This is a genomic window from Paraburkholderia sp. 35.1, assembly GCF_050436525.1.
GTDB classification, from domain to species: Bacteria; Pseudomonadota; Gammaproteobacteria; order Burkholderiales; family Burkholderiaceae; genus Paraburkholderia; species Paraburkholderia tuberum.
Map to the genome: position 1 here is coordinate 1,097,054 of NZ_JBNDMJ010000001.1, position 15,444 is coordinate 1,112,497.

The following is a 15,444-nucleotide window of genomic DNA, read 5'->3' on the forward strand; positions in this document are numbered from 1 at the left end:
CAGGCGACAGGACCGTGGCGATGTCGCGCGCGATCAGGCGGGCCGTGGCTTTTATCGAGAGTTCGTTCGCGCAGCCCGTCAGCCTCGCGACGCTCGCCGGCACCGCCGGGTTGAGTGTTTCGCGCTTCGCCACCCTGTTTCGCAAAGAGGTGGGTATTTCGCCTCATCGCTATGTGTGTCTGGTGCGAATTCAGCACGCTAAACGGCTATTGCGTGACGGCGTCCCGCCCTGTGAGGTCGCTGCCGAAGTCGGATTTTTCGATCAAAGTCATCTTGGCCGACACTTTCGGCGCGCGGTCGGCGTGACGCCGGGGCATTTCGTTGCTTCGCCAGAATCGGGCAGCGCATTCAGATGAAGCGAGGGGCCGATGGAGATGAGCTGGACGCGTTGCAGTGGGGTAGGCGAAAGAGCTGCCTGGTTCCGGGATAGCGTGGGCAACCTGCTCGGCATCGGCGAGCCGACGCCGCTGTCCGGCATTGAACATCCGCAGTCCATGAAGCATTACGGTTCCCCGAAACCCCCGCCACCCGGCGTTTCCACCACGAACACGTCGCCCGCGGCCATCTCGACGCTGGCGATATGGCCCAATGCGACGATCTCGCCGTCCGCGCGCTCGACGCGATTGCTGCCCCGCCTTCCCGCGCGTCCACCTGCCGCGCCGAAAGGCGCGTGAATGCGGTTGTTCGAGAGAATCGACGCGGTCATCGGCGCGAGAAAGCGGATGCGGCGGATCGCGCCGTTACCGCCGCGCCAGCGTCCCGCGCCGCCCGACTCCGCGCGGATCAGGTGCGACTCGAGCCGCACGGGATAGCGCCATTCGAGCACTTCGGGATCGGTCAGGCGCGAGTTGGTCATGTGCGTCTGTACCGCGTCGACGCCGCAGAAGCCATCGCCCGCGCCGCTGCCGCCTGCGATCGTCTCGTAGTACTGGTAGCGCGCGTCGCCGAACGTGAAGTTGTTCATCGTGCCCTGACTGGACGCGACGATGCCCAGCGCACCATAGAGCGCATTCGTAATCGCGGACGATGTCTCCACGTTGCCCGAGACCACCGCTGCCGGATAAACCGGATTGAGCATCGAGCGGTCCGGGACGATCACCGAGAGGGGCTTCAGGCAACCCGCGTTGAGCGGGATGTCGTCGCCGACGAGCGTGCGGAACACGTACAGCACGGCTGCCATGCAGACCGCCTTCGGCGCGTTGAAGTTGTTCGGCAGTTGCACGGACGTTCCGCTGAAGTCCACGGTCGCACTGCGCGTCGCAGCATCGACGCGAATCGCGACGTCGATCACCGCGCCGTTATCGAGTTCGTAACGGTACGCGCCGTCCTTGAGGGCGCCGATCACGCGGCGCACCGCTTCTTCGGCATTGTCCTGCACGTGCTGCATGAAGGCGAGCACCACGTCGCGGCCGAATTGCGCGACCATGCGGCGCAGCTCGTCCACGCCCTTCTGGTTCGCGGCGATCTGCGCGCGCAGATCGGCCATGTTCTGTGCGACGTTGCGTGCCGGATAGCGGCCCGATGCGAGCAGCGCGCGTGTTTCGGCGTCGCGCAGCACGCCCGCTGAAACAAGCTGCCAGTTATCGACCAATACGCCTTCTTCTTCGATATGCGACGAAGCGGCTGGCATCGAACCGGGTGTGATTCCGCCGATATCCGCATGGTGGCCGCGCGAGCCGACGTAGAAGAGCGGCTCGGCCGAACCGTCTGCGAACACGGGCGTGATGACGGTCACGTCGGGCAAATGTGTGCCGCCGTGATACGGGTCGTTGAGCATGAACACATCGCCGTCGCGCATCGCGCCGCGATTTCGCTCGATGACGGTCTTGATGCTCTCGCCCATCGATCCCAGATGCACGGGCATGTGCGGCGCGTTCGCAATCAGATTGCCCGCGGCATCGAAGATCGCGCACGAGAAGTCGAGGCGCTCCTTGATGTTCACCGAATACGCCGTGTTTTGCAGACGCAATCCCATCTGCTCGGCAATCGACATGAACAGATTGTTGAATATTTCGAGGCGCACGGGGTCGGCCTCGGTGCCGATCGAGCGGCGTGTGGGCAGCGGTTGCACGCGGGTCATCACCACGTTGCCTTGAACGGTCAGCACCGCCTGCCATCCCGGCTCGACCACGGTCGTGCCGTTCTTTTCGGCGATGATCGCCGGGCCGTCGAGCGTGTCGCCTGCGCACAGCGTTTCGCGCTGGTAGAGCGATGCGTCGTGCCAGCTACCGCTCGAATACATGCGCACAACCGACTGCGCATGGGGCGCGTCGCCTGCCGCGCGCTGCGGCAGGCTGCCGGCATCGACTGGCGCGTCGGCATGGCCGATCGCTTCGACGCAAGCCAGTTCCGCGATGAGCGGCGTATCTGCCATCAGGAACGCATAGCGTTGACGATACGCAGCTTCGAAAGCGGCGCGCATCGCATCGACGCTGCCCGCTGGCACTGCGAGCGATGAATCGGTGCCCTGATAGCGCAGATGGACACGTCGCTCAGTCGTGATACGCGCGGCGTCCACGCCCTGTTCGAGCAGTGCGCCGGTTGCATCGGCCGCGAGCGCATCGAGCGCGGCTTCCAGCGTCGCAAGCGATGAGTCGTCGAGCGAGATTTCGAGCGCTCGCTCGCGCATCGCCGTCTGATCCGCGAGGCCCATGCCGTAAGCGGAGAGCACACCGGCAAGCGGATGCGCGAACACCCGCGTCATGCCGAGCGCGTCGGCCACACCGCACGCATGCTGGCCGCCCGCGCCGCCGAAAGTCGTCAGCACATACTGCGAGACGTCGTGGCCGCGTTGCACTGAAATTTTCTTGATCGCGTTAGCCATGCTGCCAATGGCGATCTCCAGGAAACCTTCAGCGAGCTCTTCTGGTGTGCGACGCTGACCCGTAGCCGCGAAGATTTCATCGGCGAGTGCCCGAAAGCGTTCAGCGACGACCTCGCGATCGAGCGACTCGTTCGCGTTCGGACCGAAGACGCGCGGGAAATAGTCGGGCTGAATCTTGCCGAGCATCACGTTGCAGTCGGTGACCGCGAGCGGGCCGCCGCGCCGGTACGCCGCCGGACCCGGATTGGCGCCCGCCGAGTCGGGGCCGACACGCAGCCGGGCGCCGTCGAAGCCGAGCACCGAGCCGCCACCTGCCGCCACGGTATGGATGCTCATCATCGGCGCGCGCATCCGCACGCCTGCCACCTGCGTTTCGAATACGCGCTCGAACTCGCCGTTGAAGTGCGAGACGTCCGTCGACGTGCCGCCCATGTCGAAGCCGATCACGCGCTCGAAGCCCGCTGCCTGTGCCGCGCGCACCATGCCGACGATACCGCCCGCCGGGCCGGAGAGAATCGCATCTTTGCCCTGAAATACATCGGCGCGTGTCAGTCCGCCGCTGCTTTGCATGAACTGCAGGTTCACGCCCGGCATTTCGCTGGCGACCTGGTCCACATATCGGCGCAGGATGGGCGACAGATAGGCATCCACCACGGTCGTATCGCCGCGCGAGACCATCTTCATCAGCGGCGAGACTTCGTGGGAAACCGAGATCTGCGTGAAGCCGATTCGGCGCGCCAGATCCGCAAGCTCGCTTTCATGCGACGTGTGGCGATAACCGTGGATCAGCACGATTGCGAGCGCGCGGATGCCCTTGTGGTAGACCTCGCGCAGTGCGCGCTCCGCTGCCGCGTGATCGAGCGTCGCGACCACTTCGCCTTGCGCGCTCATGCGTTCGTCGATTTCCACCACGCTCTCATAGAGCGCTTCCGGCAACGCGATGTCGAGATCGAACAGGCGGGGGCGGTTCTGATACGCGATCCGCAACACATCGCGCAAGCCTCGCGTGGTGACGAGCGCTACCGGCTCGCCCTTGCGTTCGAGCAGCGCGTTGGTCGCGACCGTCGTGCCCATTTTGACCATCTCGACGTCGCGCGACGTAATGGGTTCTCCGGCTCGCAGGCCAAGCACATGGCGAATCCCGGCGACAGCCGCATCGCGATACTGCTCCGGGTGTTCGGAAAGCAGCTTGTGCGTGGTGAGCGTGCCATCCGGGCGGCGCGCAATGATATCGGTGAACGTGCCGCCGCGGTCGATCCAGAACTGCCAGCGGGACGGCGTGCAAACATCGGAGGCGTGATCGTGCTTCATGGTGTCGTGGTCGTGATGCGAAAGTGGTAGTGGTGTGCGCAAGGTGAAAATCAGGCCGATTCGAGTTCGCGACCGCGCGTCTCGGGCAGCGTAAGCGCGGCGATGATCAGTACGCCATACGCGGCCACGGCGAAAATCCCGATGCTCGTGCCCAGGCCGAAGCGGCTCGACAGCACGCCGATCAGCACCGGAAACAGCGCCCCGATCGCGCGGCCGACGTTGTAGCAAAACCCCTGGCCCGAGCCGCGCACACGGGTCGGAAACAGTTCGGTGAGAAACGCGCCCATGCCGGAAAAAATGCCCGACGCGAAAAAGCCGAGCGGAAAGCCGAGCCATAGCATCGATGCATTCGTGAGCGGCAACGAGGTATACGCGAAGGCAATCGCCATCGAGCCCAGCGCGAACAAAATGAAGTTTGGCTTGCGGCCGATGCGGTCCGTGAGCCACGCGCTGCACAGATAGCCCGCGTACGAGCCCGCGATGATCATCGCCAGATAGCCGCCCGTGCCCATTACCGTGAGATGACGTTCGGTCTTGAGGAAAGTCGGCAGCCACGTCGTGATCGCGTAGTAGCCGCCCTGTGCGCCCGTCGTAAGCAGTGCGGCGCGCAATGTCGTCGAAAGCAGCTTGGGAGAGAAGATCTCAGTGAAGCGCGGCGTGTCCTGAGTGTCGTACTGCTGAACCCTGGCCTGTTCGAATACTTCAGGTTCCTTCACATAGCGGCGGATCGCGAGCACGAGCAGGGCAGGCACGAGTCCGATCAGGAACAATGCGCGCCACGCGATTTCAGGCGCCATCACGGAGAACAGCACCGCATAGAGCAGGGCCGCCACGCCCCAGCCGAGCGCCCAGCCCGACTGCACGAGACCGACCGCTTTGCCGCGGTCGCGCGCGCGGATCACCTCGCCGATCAGCACCGCGCCCGCCGTCCACTCGCCGCCGAAGCCGAAGCCCATCAACGCGCGAGCCGCGAGCAACTGGCCGTAGTTCTGCGCGAGGCCGCATAGGCCGGTGAACACGGCGAACCACAAGACGGTGAGCTGCAACGTGCGCACCCGGCCGATGCGATCGGAAAGAATGCCGGCAATCCAGCCGCCGAGCGCAGAGGACAGCAGCGTCAACGTGCCGATGAAGCCGGCGTCCGCGAGCGAGATGCCCCAGGTAGCGACGAGCGTCGGGATGACGAAGGAAAGCATCTGCGTGTCCATGCCGTCGAGCATGTAGCCGACCTTGCAACTCCAGAACGCGCGACGCGCGTGCGGACCGGCTTCGGCATACCAGGAAAGCTGCGGGCTTCCCGTTCTTGACTTCATGTCGGCGGCATCGTCGACGCTCGCCGTGAGTGTCTTGCTGTCCATCTGCTGCTCCTATGGATAGACGCATGGGAAACGATCGAAGCCACGCACGAACGTAGGGATGCGTCATTCCCTCCGGGCCGCGCGGCCCGATGGCTTCATGGTGCTGTGAATCGCTTGTTGCACGACGGCGCCGCGCGCCGCCGGGACGGTCAGAAAATAGCCAGCGACGCGTTAGTGATATCCGTCATCAGCATGTGGCCCGGCGCGTGCGCAATCGCGAGTGGCAGCTTCGCGGCCATCAGTGCCGTTTGCGGCGTCACGCCGCAAGCCCAGTAGACAGGCAGTTCGCCCGCGCGGATCGTCACCGGGTCGCCGAACTCGGGGCGCGCGAGATCGACGATGCCGAGTTCCGCTGGATCGCCAATATGCACGGGCGCGCCATGCACGCCCGGAAAGCGGCTCGTGATCTGCACGGCACGGATCGCGTCGGCGCCGCGCAGCGGCCGCATCGACACGACGAGTTCGCCGCCGAACACGCCCGCCCGCTGGTTGGGGATGCTGGTGCGGTACATCGGCACGTTGCGGCCTTCTTCGACGTGGCGCAGGCCGATGCCTTCCTTCGCGAGCATGTGCTCGAACGAGAACGAACAGCCAATTGCAAATACGACGAAATCGTCCTGCCAGAGCGCTTCGATCGATTCGACGCGCTCGCTCAGGTTGCCGTCGCGATATACGTTGTACGCGGGCACGTCGGTGCGGATGTCGATGTCGCGCCCGAGCATCGGCACGCGGAACTCGCCAGGCTCGCCCACGCCGAGCAGCGGACATGGCTTCGGATTCGCATGGCAAAAGCGCAGGAAATCGTGCGCGTGCGCAGCGGGCAGGATCGCGAGATTGGCTTGCGCGTAGTCGCCGCAATGGCCGGCCGTCGGGCCACGGAAGTCGCGGTGACGGACGGCCTGGCGGAATTCGGATGGAGTCATGGTGTTAGCGTGCTCTGGCGGTTGCATCGGATTGTCTGCGGTGGGCGATGCGTCTTGCCTACCGTCAGGCCAAGCATAGAAAAGAAGAAAATTTGACGCCAGCTAGTTTTCTTTGCGCCAGATGAATAGAATTTCTTAATGGAATCGAGGGTTTTCCCGAGTCACGTTGAGATTTTTGGAGCGGTTTGCTTCCGTTGCACTGCCCACCTTTGACTGATGAATACGCGCTTCCTCGAAACCTTCGTCACGCTTGCCAAGCTGCGCAGTTTCCGCACGACGGCGACCGCGCTTCACGCCACGCCGGCGGCGATCTCGCAGCGCCTGAAGGCACTGGAAGACGAATTGCATACCGTGCTCGTCGATCGCGAGAGCCGCGAATTTCGGCTCACGCCGAACGGCGAATATCTGCTCGGCTACGCGAAGGCCGTGGTCGAGGCGACGCGCCAGTTGCAGGCCGCCGCGTCACATGAAGGCGCGATGCGCGGCAAGTTGCGACTCGGCGTGATCGAGACGGTCGTGCATAGCTGGCTTGCCGACTATCTGCGGCGGCTCTCGAAGGACTATCCGCAGCTCGAAGTGGAGCTTGCGGTGGACGTGAGCGTGGTGCTGCAGCGGCGTCTGATGGCGGGCGAACTCGATCTCATCATTCGCGTGGAAGGCAGCGACGAGGAATCGATCGTCTGCGATGCGCTCGCGAACTATCCGGTGCACTGGATCGCGCGCGCGGGGCTGCTGCCGTCTTCGCGCAGCGGACTCGCGAAACGCGTGCTGCGTCATCCGATCCTCACATTCGGGCGCGGGACGGCGCCTCATCGCGCGCTGGAGGACATCGTCAGCAAGCTCGCACTCGCCAACGGCGTGCCGCTCGCGGATACGCGCATTACGGGTTCGCCATCGATTTCGGTGATCGTGCAACTCGTGCGCGACGGCTTCGGCGTGGCGGCAATTCCGCGTCTGTTCGTCGATGATCTGATCGCGCGAGGCGAGGTGGTCGAACTGCCGCTGCAGCCCTCGCCGCCGTCCATCGTGGTGTCGATGTCCCGACGCGCGGATGCGCCGCTTTTCGTGCACGGCGCAGCGAACGCGGCACGTGCGGCGTGTCATGAATACTGCGAGCAGGGAGACCGACGCCTGATCGAGCGGCTATAGAGCCCGGCTCTTGCGGACTCTGGAGGCGGCAAGCGACCCAGAAAGAGTCATTCGACCCCGCGCTCCAGATCGTTGACGACTTCGTCGATCCTGGTCGAGGCGATTGTTTAGCACGTGCGGTTCGAGTTCAAGCGTTTCCACAGGGGCAAGGACGACGCGTTTTAGCGAAAAACAGCGAATTCAGTCCTTTCGCATGCGTGCAACCAATGCGAGCAAGCGGGCATTCATTTCCGCAGCCTGCAAATGCGCGTGCCAACCGTGACCAGGAAGCAGCCATTCGAAGCGATACGCGGCCAACTTGCCGAGCGATTCGGTGAGCGCTGTCCACGAGTACCAGCACGCGTCCCTGAACGCGACGAGGTCCTGCTGGCGTGGGCTCCAGGCAAGCGAATCCCCCGAGAACAGCACGCGATCATCGAGCTGGTACACGACGCTACCCCGAGTGTGCCCGGGTACAGGGATCGCGCGCACGCCGGCCGCAATGTTCAGTGCTGAACCGTCGTCGAGCAGATCCGTCGCATATGGGGCGGCCGACACATCCTCGCGGTGAATCCAGACGCGCGCGCCGAATTGACGCGCGTATTTGTCCGCGTCTGCGACGTCGTCACGATGCGACAGCAGAATGTGCGCAATACCGCCAGCGCCGTCAAACCATTTCACGAGTTCCGCCGCATAGCGCGGAGAGTCGATGAGCAGATTGCCTTCCGGACGCGCGGCAAAATAAGAATGTGCGCCAAACGACGACCGTGCGTTGAATCCGCAGCGCCACACGCCCGATGTGATCTGCTGCGGAAAGATCGCTGCGTTAGGACGAAGCTGTTTCGTTTCGCTGCGTACCGACGCCGTAGGGCAGACGAGCACCGCACGCCAGGCATCAAGCTGCTCTTCCGGTGTGGCCGGCTGCCGAACGAAGACACTCTTGTCGTTGCGCTCGACAATCAGCCCAGGCGCGACGTGACGAGATGCACCGCAATTGATGCATGCAGTGTCGATGTACCACTCTCCTGAAGCAGAGTCGGTATTACGTATGGGCTTCATCTGATGCTCCCGGGCTGACGTGCGCATCCGCCGGCTCGACGCTCGCTGGCGTCTCGCGGTCGTTGGAGGGATTGTTACACGATCATTGATGTACAGGCGCAAACGGCTCGTTCGCCACGCCCTTGTCCCGCTACGAAGCCTTGTCTGCGTTTGGAGTGATTTACCACGGCTGGCTACGCTTGCCGCAACAGACACCCCTACGCGGCACTTCGTCTGCTCCTGGCGCGGCCGCTTCTGCTCGTCGAAGTAACCAACTCCTCTGCTGTGAGGAAAAATTGACTGTTGTCCGCGAGGCGCGCAACGATGAAGTCGATGAAGGTTCTCACGCGCAGCGGTTGTTCCATCCGGCGACGGTAGTAGACGTAAATCGACTCGCGCTGGGTCAAATGCTGAGTGAGCAAAGGCACGAGCCGTCCAGCCCGGATGTGTGAGACGGCCGAGAAACTTCCAAGCTGCCCAATTGCCACGCCGGCCAGTACCGCTTCGGTTTCCGCGTCGATATCGTTCGAACAGACCGAAGCAGCCATCTCCCGATACACAATCTCCCCGCCCACCATAAATTCCCACGGCGCCTGCTTGCCGGTGTTCGCACGCCGGTATCCAGAACAACGATGCGCATCGAGCTCGTCCACGGTTTTCGGCGTGCCGTACCGTTCGAGATAGGCTGGCGACGCGCATACGATCAACTGAATCGGTAGCAGTCGCCTGGCAATCGCCCCCTCGGACGGCGGGGACCCGCCGCGCAAGCCGACGTCGGCGCGATCGCTGACGAGGTCCGTGAAATGATCGTCGAAGCGAATATCGATCTGCACGTCAGGGTATAGCGCCGCAAACTCAAGGATCGATGGCCAGAGTGCCGTTCGCCCGAGTGCCGTCGGAGCGCTTATCCGTAGGGGCCCCGCAACTTCTTCCCCTGAACGGCGAGCATCGTCAATCGCGGACGACAACATAGCGAGCGCTGGCTCGACACCTTGCAATAGTCTTTGCCCCTCTTCGGTCAGACTCAACTTTCGCGTTGTCCGATGAAACAGCCGGACGCCAAGCGACTTTTCGAGCTGCATGACCGCGTGGCTCGCGGCCTGCGGCGAGATGCCCAGGTCCGCAGCTGCCCGACGGAAGCTGCCGAGCGTTGCTGCGCGGACGAACACCGAAATCGCCCGGACCTCATTCATGGCTGAGTCCATTCGCAAATATTGGTTGATTATGAGTCTAGCATTCGATGCCTAGTAGCTGTTAATCGCGCGCCCTATGCTTCTCTTCACGTTCACCACGAAACGGGAGCAAATCATGAGCAACGCTACGAAGCACGAGTTCAAGCGCGTCTGGTTCGTTACGGGCGCCTCACGCGGGTTAGGCGCACTGATCGCACAAGCGGCCCTGGCGGACGGAAATGCAGTGGTTGCGGCGGGACGCAACGTTCGGGCGATCATTGAGCGTCTCGGCGAATCATCTGCGCTGTTGCCGGTCGCGCTCGACGTAACTGACGAGGAGCAGGCCAAAAGAGCCGCGCAGGCAGCTTTGGCAAAGTTTGGCAGGATCGACGTGTTGGTCAACAACGCCGGCTTCGGACTGCTCGCAGCCGTAGAGGAATCGGCCGACGCAGACGTGCGTCGCATATACGACACCAACGTTTTTGGACTGCTCAATGTCACGCGTGCGGTGCTGCCAGTGATGCGGGGACAGCGCTCGGGCCATGTGATCAACGTGTCCTCGATCGGCGGCTATCGCTCGGCGGCGGGATTCGGGGTGTATTGCTCGACGAAATTCGCCGTCGAAGGCATTACGGAAGCGCTCCACGCGGAGTTGAAGCCACTCGGCATTCACGCGACCGTCGTTGAGCCCGGCTATTTCCGTACCGATTTCCTCGATGCGTCGTCGCTCGTCGTCGGCAAGGAGGTCATCGACGACTACGACGAGACGTCGGGCAACGTGCGTCGATTCGCTGAAGGAATGAATCACAATCAGCCGGGCGACCCGCAGAAGCTTGCGAAGGCCCTCGTCACGCTTGTCGATGTACCGAGACCGCCACTGCGTCTGCCGCTCGGAACCGACACGCTGAAGGCGATAGCCGAAAAGAACGCCTATGTGGCTACGGAAACTGAAACATGGAAGGCACTGTCGGCGTCAACCGATTTCTCAGACTGAGTTCTCTCGAGATGACGAACGTGTAGCGCGGTTGCGCTGCTGAGTAGTGCCGATTTCTATCTCAATCCCGCCTGGATAAGGGGAGTCTGTGATGTCCATAAACGCTGAAGTGCGCCCGCCCATCCCGCCGTTCACCCTTGAATCGGCAATCGAGAAGGTTCGACTTGCGGAAGACGCTGGTAATTGGTTTCGCTCCCACGGAAACGGGAACTGGGAGTTTGGACCTGATGGTCTGATGCACCACCGGTATGCCTGTATCAACGACATGCCGATCAAGGCAAGCGATCGCAAGTTCCATTCGCCGCTGGGTCGCCGCCCCGACGATCACCCAGGTCTGAGCGAGCTGGGTCTTTGAAAAATTGCGCTGAGCACCGTCGTTGGTCGATACGATGAGCGAGATCAGGACGAGTTCCACCAGAATCGCGGATATCACCGGGATCATCGAAGGGATCGCCTTCCAGACCAAAATTCGCGCGCGCCGTGCAAAGCCTTGTCCCGCCTGGCTCTGAGCAAACGCGCACTTTCTGACCCACCAGTTAACCCCCGCAACGCGATCATCACGCGCCGGACTGGACGGGACCGCGCAGGAATGAATTCGGCCTGATCGCCGCTCATCGACCCTGTTAGTTTTTGCGTTGATAGCGCCGCCATAGCCTCATGATCACCACATAGGCAAGCGTCGCCACAAGCAGATCAGCCAGCAGCATGACCGGGATGTATAAATCATCCGGGTCGCGAATGCCAAGCCGATTTGCAGCGTGTAACCACGCAAGCGCCTGCCTTTCCGGCATCGGTATAGGGTATGTGTGGACGTAGGGCACGGAAAGGCAGAACAGGCCGACAAATAGCGCCACCTTGAACAGCCTACGGACAAGTGTTGCCATACGTGATGACCTCAATTGTTCCGTAGGCGCGAAGCCCCGAATTGCCGGCAGGAATGGTCATGGTGTGCAGCAGCGCGTTACGGATTCTCAGAAAATCCGTGCGGCTCGGAAGCGTAATACAGCCGAGTGAAATACCTTCGCCACCTGCCGGATGCAACCGGAATTGTCCGCGCTTGACACCATCAATCCATGTCACGTCGTCAATAAGTCCATCATCCCGATACAGTGCGAACCATTCGCGATGATGTACCGCACTCCCAATCGCTGAATTAACTGTGTCCTTTATCGAAGCCCAAGCTTGAGACCCGATACCGCCAGTGGGCCGGTCTACGATCCAGTATTTTCCGGTAGGGATTGGACCGTTACTTGGCACAGCCGTGCAGCCACCGCGATTGCGGTATTGACCGTTTCCAGAATACGCGTCGAACGTGCCGACACCGAAAATTGTGAGCGGTGAAAACTGCTCGTTGTTCACCAAAAACTTACCCTGATAGGCCATTGTCACGCCCCCTTATCCGCGCTCATTCCACGAATCGGTGTATTTGATATTGCCATCAAGGTAATGCCACGTGATGCGGTCGTACATCATGGAGACCGCTTCAACGTGATTGAGTGCGGATGCCTGCGCCAGCCTGGTATTAGCCATGCCGGGGTTGATGCCACACACTTTCACACCTTCGATCGTCATCATGAAATAGACTTCCTCTTTGCCTGCATCGTTGATGCGATACCACTTGATCTCGGCGGACTGCAGCGTTTGCCCCTTCGCCACGGCCTTGTAAAGATAAGGCGTCGCCGCATCGAACTCCTTTTCGAACGCAATCGGCGAGTGCGCACGCGCGCCGGTGATCTTGCCGTTAGCCGCATCAACCGGCAGATTCACGCCGTGGCTGAAGCCGATAATTTCAATACTTCCCTCGCGATCCTGAACGGTTGACGAGCCTTTGATGTCTGCGCCGCCATCATCTTTCAGCCACATATGGGCAGGAATTGGCATCTTGAATTTTTCCTTGAATGGTCAAATGAGCGCTGCATGGTTACGACCTCATTTTTAATAAGGTATGCACTACGAACGGACAATCTTTTACCCAGATACGCAAGCATTTGCAACGGGGATGCTATGCACTGTCAATACTTTGACGTGATTTAACAAACATCGGAAGTGTGATTGCGATCTGATCGAGCGCAGCGCGCAGGCAAAAAAAGACCCGCGCGATGCGGGTCGGGTGGATGTCCTGCGATCCATTGATTGACCTCGCTTTCACGCCAGCGCACCGCCGCCACGCCGACCTTGATAGGTTTGCGGAACTTGCCTTGCGCGATCTTCAGATAGATCGTCGATCCGGTCAGGCCGATACGCTGCTTGACCTCGGCGCGGCGTAGCAGGCGCTCATTCATGCGCTGCATGACCTCTTATCGCCGCGAGCCACCGGAAGGGTTGCCAGACCACGGCGATGCCCGCGCCACGAAAGAGTATGGCCTGGCCGAGCTCGACGAAATGCGTGGTGGGCGCGGCGAGCATGACGTTCTGCACGAACTGCGGCATGCTGCGCGCGAGCGTGGCCATGAAAATGCCCATCGAAGTGGTGGCGAACAGGTGCAGCGCCGCGCCAGCGAGAAAGAGCGCGACCGATCCTTCAATCGGTACGTGCAGCGCGCCGCGCACGATGAAGGTGAGCGAGAGCGCCGCCGCGGCGACGGCGGCTCGTCCGACACGCGTGTGGCCGCGACGCAGCCGACCTATCGGAAGCAAGTGAGTGAAAACCAATGCGCTCAATGAGTTGAGCGAGTCATGAGCCTGTTGTCCACAGGCTTGTGCCCAGCTTCTGTGGGTATCTTGAGTGGTTATCGAAACGCCTGCAGAGAAGGTCGAACGGGGCGTGAGGACATCGTTTCCGTCTTCTCGAAGTCACGCCGGCGGGGCCGTTCACGGAACTCGAGGCGGGCAGCCGCTAGCTCGGGCGGCTGCCGTTACGACAGAAGCGATCTGGATAACAGCTCAGAAAAAACACGCAGCTTTAACCGCTGATAATGCCCAAAACGGAAGTTATCTGGTTAAATTCCCGGAAGCCAGTCGAGTTCGTCCACATATACCGTCGATGCTCGCGCGCGGCAATCTACCCGCTGTCCAATATAGGGATCGTCAAGAAACATGGAGAATCTTCTCGTCGAAATCAGTCCAGGCAGATGGGCCTTCCTGCTGGATATGCTCACCGCGTTCTCGATTCATCTGGGCGCCGCTGCGGGCATACTGGTGATCGGATGGTGGGTCGCGCGCCGCGCTTCGATGTCGCTGAGCCGGCTTCTTGCGCGTCAATCACGCATGGACGCCACGCTGCGACCGATCCTCTGCGACATCGGCCTGTGGGGCATTCGCATTGTCGCGATCGTCGGTGCGCTGTCGCAGTTAGGCATCCAGACGGCCAGCATCATTGCCGTGCTTGGCGCAGCCGGTCTTGCGGTCGGTCTCGCGCTGCAAGGCACGATGCAGAACATCGCGGCCGGCATCATGCTGCTAGTGTTGCGGCCGTTCAAGGTCGGCGAGTATATCGAGGGCGGAGCCGGCAGTGTCGCGGGCACGGTCGACGAAGTCAATCTGTTCACGACGCGTCTCACCAAACCCGACGGCATCTGCGAATACGTGCCGAACAGCGCGTTGTGGAGCAATTCGATCCGCAACTTCAGCCGTAATCCGATGCGCCGGCTCGATCTCGAAGTGGAGATCTCGATCGGTGACGATGTGGATCGCGCGCTTGAGGCGCTGCGCACGCTCGCCGCCGCCGACCCGCGTGCGCTCCGCGATCCCGCGCCGCAGGTGATGGTCATCCGCTTCGACGACAGCACCGCGGTGCTGAATATCCGCGTCTGGTCGAACACGGACATGTTCTGGACCATGCGCTGGGAACTCGCGCGCCGGGTGCGTCAAACATTGACCGACGCGCAATGTTCGCTGCCGTTGCGCACCCGTGAATTGCACATCGTGCCGAGCGCGACGGCCGCGTCGGTCACCGGCGCAGCCGCCGGTCAGGCAGGGTCATCCGCGATCAGAAAACCGGAGCAGGGGGTGTAACCCCCGGTTCTTCGATCCCGCGCTGTTGGCGTGGGAAGGCCGGCCGGAACCCGCCAGTTTTTGCGGCGAGCTGTGCAATGGACGCGTCTGACGCTGCGGCAGGAACTGGGGCTGCGGCCGATGATGGACAACGCCATGATCCCAAAGATCAGGCCGATCAGCCGGATGTTGAGCCGCATGTCGCCGTTGAGGATATGGCTGAACTCGTGCGCCACCACGCCCTGCAGCTCGTCACGGGTCAAGTAGTCGAGGCAGCCCTGGGAGACGGCGACCACAGCATCGCCCGGGGCGTAGCCGGCCGCGAAGGCATTGATGCCGGTCTCCGGCAGAACATATACGGGGGGCACCGGCACTCCCGCAGCGAGGGCCATCTCCTCGACGACGTTGAGCAGCCGCTTCTGCCGCGCGTCGGTGGTCGTGCCGGGCACCTCCTTACCGCCCAACATCAAGGCGACGGCCTGCCCGCCAGAAGCGAGCTGGGCCACCTTGAGCGCGCTGGCACCGCCGACCAGGATGCCCACCGCCGGCGCCGCGAGCAGGAGCATGTCAGGTTGCCACCAGGACACTGGCTCGTGAGCGCCATACATGCTGAGCGCCACCAACAGACCGTACACGAGGGCGATCAGAATCAGGAACGCGAGGACGAAATAGACCACCAGCTGGAAGGTCTTGCGCCGTGCCGAATCCTGCTGCTGAAAGAAATTGGTGGCCATGGCCGGCGCGGTTTTGAGAGCGTGAAGCG

General features: G+C 62.1%; 15 protein-coding genes and 1 pseudogene. 5 read left to right on the forward strand and 11 right to left on the reverse strand.

What is annotated here, in order from left to right; genetic code table 11:
* The first annotated feature begins 20 nt into the window (after positions 1–20).
* Positions 21–356: a helix-turn-helix domain-containing protein gene (locus OKW27_RS05280; RefSeq protein ID WP_409259726.1), complete on the forward strand. Its 336-nt coding sequence runs from the start codon at positions 21–23 to the stop codon at positions 354–356.
* 146 nt (positions 357–502) lie between these two features.
* Here OKW27_RS05280 and OKW27_RS05285 read toward each other — a convergent pair whose 3' ends face one another.
* The 3 genes from OKW27_RS05285 to OKW27_RS05295 form a co-directional block, all read right to left on the reverse strand.
* Positions 503–4,135 carry a hydantoinase B/oxoprolinase family protein gene (locus OKW27_RS05285; RefSeq protein WP_429332760.1) on the reverse strand — a complete coding sequence of 1,211 codons (3,633 nt, stop codon included), beginning with the start codon at positions 4,133–4,135 and terminating at the stop codon, positions 503–505.
* Between the two features lie 50 nt (positions 4,136–4,185).
* The gene (locus OKW27_RS05290) at positions 4,186–5,493 is read right to left on the reverse strand and encodes an MFS transporter (RefSeq protein ID WP_429332761.1); all 1,308 of its coding nucleotides are present in this window, start codon (positions 5,491–5,493) and stop codon (positions 4,186–4,188) included.
* A gap of 149 nt (positions 5,494–5,642) precedes the next feature.
* Positions 5,643–6,443 (reverse strand): putative hydro-lyase, encoded by an 801-nt coding sequence (locus tag OKW27_RS05295; protein ID WP_279613305.1) that lies wholly within the window; start codon positions 6,441–6,443, stop codon positions 5,643–5,645.
* Between the two features lie 189 nt (positions 6,444–6,632).
* Here OKW27_RS05295 and OKW27_RS05300 point away from each other — a divergent pair, with 189 nt between their 5' ends.
* Positions 6,633–7,565, forward strand: a complete 933-nt coding sequence (locus OKW27_RS05300) for a LysR family transcriptional regulator (RefSeq protein WP_090811135.1) — start codon at positions 6,633–6,635, stop codon at positions 7,563–7,565.
* 180 nt (positions 7,566–7,745) lie between these two features.
* On the opposite strand, the gene OKW27_RS05305 is transcribed toward OKW27_RS05300, so the two are convergent.
* Positions 7,746–8,603 carry an MBL fold metallo-hydrolase gene (locus OKW27_RS05305; protein ID WP_429332762.1) on the reverse strand — a complete coding sequence of 286 codons (858 nt, stop codon included), beginning with the start codon at positions 8,601–8,603 and terminating at the stop codon, positions 7,746–7,748.
* 197 nt (positions 8,604–8,800) lie between these two features.
* Entirely contained in the window at positions 8,801–9,775 is a 975-nt protein-coding gene (locus tag OKW27_RS05310) for a LysR family transcriptional regulator (protein WP_429332763.1), read from the reverse strand.
* 115 nt (positions 9,776–9,890) lie between these two features.
* Between OKW27_RS05310 and OKW27_RS05315 the strand changes: the two genes are divergently transcribed.
* Both OKW27_RS05315 and OKW27_RS05320 read left to right on the forward strand, forming a co-directional pair.
* Positions 9,891–10,748 carry an oxidoreductase gene (locus tag OKW27_RS05315; RefSeq protein WP_429332853.1) on the forward strand — a complete coding sequence of 286 codons (858 nt, stop codon included), beginning with the start codon at positions 9,891–9,893 and terminating at the stop codon, positions 10,746–10,748.
* A 91-nt stretch (positions 10,749–10,839) separates the two neighbouring features.
* Complete coding sequence (locus OKW27_RS05320; RefSeq protein WP_429332764.1) at positions 10,840–11,103, forward strand: DUF1348 family protein; 264 nt, start codon at positions 10,840–10,842, stop codon at positions 11,101–11,103.
* A gap of 268 nt (positions 11,104–11,371) precedes the next feature.
* Here OKW27_RS05320 and OKW27_RS05325 read toward each other — a convergent pair whose 3' ends face one another.
* From OKW27_RS05325 to OKW27_RS05345, 5 genes and pseudogenes are all read right to left on the reverse strand, one after another.
* Complete coding sequence (locus OKW27_RS05325; RefSeq protein ID WP_187613508.1) at positions 11,372–11,632, reverse strand: hypothetical protein; 261 nt, start codon at positions 11,630–11,632, stop codon at positions 11,372–11,374.
* Positions 11,613–12,131, reverse strand: a complete 519-nt coding sequence (locus OKW27_RS05330) for a DUF2778 domain-containing protein (protein ID WP_090811146.1) — start codon at positions 12,129–12,131, stop codon at positions 11,613–11,615. Before OKW27_RS05330 ends, OKW27_RS05325 begins: the two co-directional genes overlap by 20 nt.
* 12 nt (positions 12,132–12,143) lie before the next feature.
* Positions 12,144–12,629 carry an Hcp family type VI secretion system effector gene (locus tag OKW27_RS05335; protein ID WP_090811148.1) on the reverse strand — a complete coding sequence of 162 codons (486 nt, stop codon included), beginning with the start codon at positions 12,627–12,629 and terminating at the stop codon, positions 12,144–12,146.
* A gap of 149 nt (positions 12,630–12,778) precedes the next feature.
* Entirely contained in the window at positions 12,779–13,030 is a 252-nt protein-coding gene (locus OKW27_RS05340) for a helix-turn-helix transcriptional regulator (protein WP_429332765.1), read from the reverse strand.
* A pseudogene (locus OKW27_RS05345) lies at positions 13,023–13,346 on the reverse strand (hypothetical protein); the annotation flags it as partial. The gene OKW27_RS05340 and the pseudogene OKW27_RS05345, both read right to left, overlap by 8 nt.
* Positions 13,347–13,784: 438 nt before the next feature.
* Between OKW27_RS05345 and OKW27_RS05350 the strand changes: the two are divergent.
* Positions 13,785–14,702 (forward strand): mechanosensitive ion channel family protein, encoded by a 918-nt coding sequence (locus tag OKW27_RS05350; protein ID WP_184058637.1) that lies wholly within the window; start codon positions 13,785–13,787, stop codon positions 14,700–14,702.
* Here the strand turns inward: OKW27_RS05350 and OKW27_RS05355 are convergent.
* On the reverse strand, positions 14,657–15,415 hold the full coding sequence (locus OKW27_RS05355) for a M48 family metalloprotease (protein WP_429332766.1): 759 nt from the start codon (positions 15,413–15,415) through the stop codon (positions 14,657–14,659). The genes OKW27_RS05350 and OKW27_RS05355 overlap by 46 nt on opposite strands.
* Positions 15,416–15,444: the final 29 nt, after the last annotated feature.

Excerpts from the sequence above, each read along its gene's own strand:
- OKW27_RS05280 (WP_409259726.1), top strand. The coding sequence starts at position 21 with ATGTCGCGCGCGATCAGGCGGGCCGTGGCTTTTATCGAGAGTTCGTTC.
- OKW27_RS05285 (WP_429332760.1), bottom strand. The coding sequence starts at position 4,135 with ATGAAGCACGATCACGCCTCCGATGTTTGCACGCCGTCCCGCTGGCAG.
- OKW27_RS05290 (WP_429332761.1), bottom strand. The coding sequence starts at position 5,493 with ATGGACAGCAAGACACTCACGGCGAGCGTCGACGATGCCGCCGACATG.
- OKW27_RS05295 (WP_279613305.1), bottom strand. The coding sequence starts at position 6,443 with ATGCAACCGCCAGAGCACGCTAACACCATGACTCCATCCGAATTCCGC.
- OKW27_RS05300 (WP_090811135.1), top strand. The coding sequence starts at position 6,633 with ATGAATACGCGCTTCCTCGAAACCTTCGTCACGCTTGCCAAGCTGCGC.
- OKW27_RS05305 (WP_429332762.1), bottom strand. The coding sequence starts at position 8,603 with ATGAAGCCCATACGTAATACCGACTCTGCTTCAGGAGAGTGGTACATC.
- OKW27_RS05310 (WP_429332763.1), bottom strand. The coding sequence starts at position 9,775 with ATGAATGAGGTCCGGGCGATTTCGGTGTTCGTCCGCGCAGCAACGCTC.
- OKW27_RS05315 (WP_429332853.1), top strand. The coding sequence starts at position 9,891 with ATGAGCAACGCTACGAAGCACGAGTTCAAGCGCGTCTGGTTCGTTACG.
- OKW27_RS05320 (WP_429332764.1), top strand. The coding sequence starts at position 10,840 with ATGTCCATAAACGCTGAAGTGCGCCCGCCCATCCCGCCGTTCACCCTT.
- OKW27_RS05325 (WP_187613508.1), bottom strand. The coding sequence starts at position 11,632 with ATGGCAACACTTGTCCGTAGGCTGTTCAAGGTGGCGCTATTTGTCGGC.
- OKW27_RS05330 (WP_090811146.1), bottom strand. The coding sequence starts at position 12,131 with ATGGCCTATCAGGGTAAGTTTTTGGTGAACAACGAGCAGTTTTCACCG.
- OKW27_RS05335 (WP_090811148.1), bottom strand. The coding sequence starts at position 12,629 with ATGCCAATTCCTGCCCATATGTGGCTGAAAGATGATGGCGGCGCAGAC.
- OKW27_RS05340 (WP_429332765.1), bottom strand. The coding sequence starts at position 13,030 with ATGAATGAGCGCCTGCTACGCCGCGCCGAGGTCAAGCAGCGTATCGGC.
- OKW27_RS05350 (WP_184058637.1), top strand. The coding sequence starts at position 13,785 with ATGGAGAATCTTCTCGTCGAAATCAGTCCAGGCAGATGGGCCTTCCTG.
- OKW27_RS05355 (WP_429332766.1), bottom strand. The coding sequence starts at position 15,415 with ATGGCCACCAATTTCTTTCAGCAGCAGGATTCGGCACGGCGCAAGACC.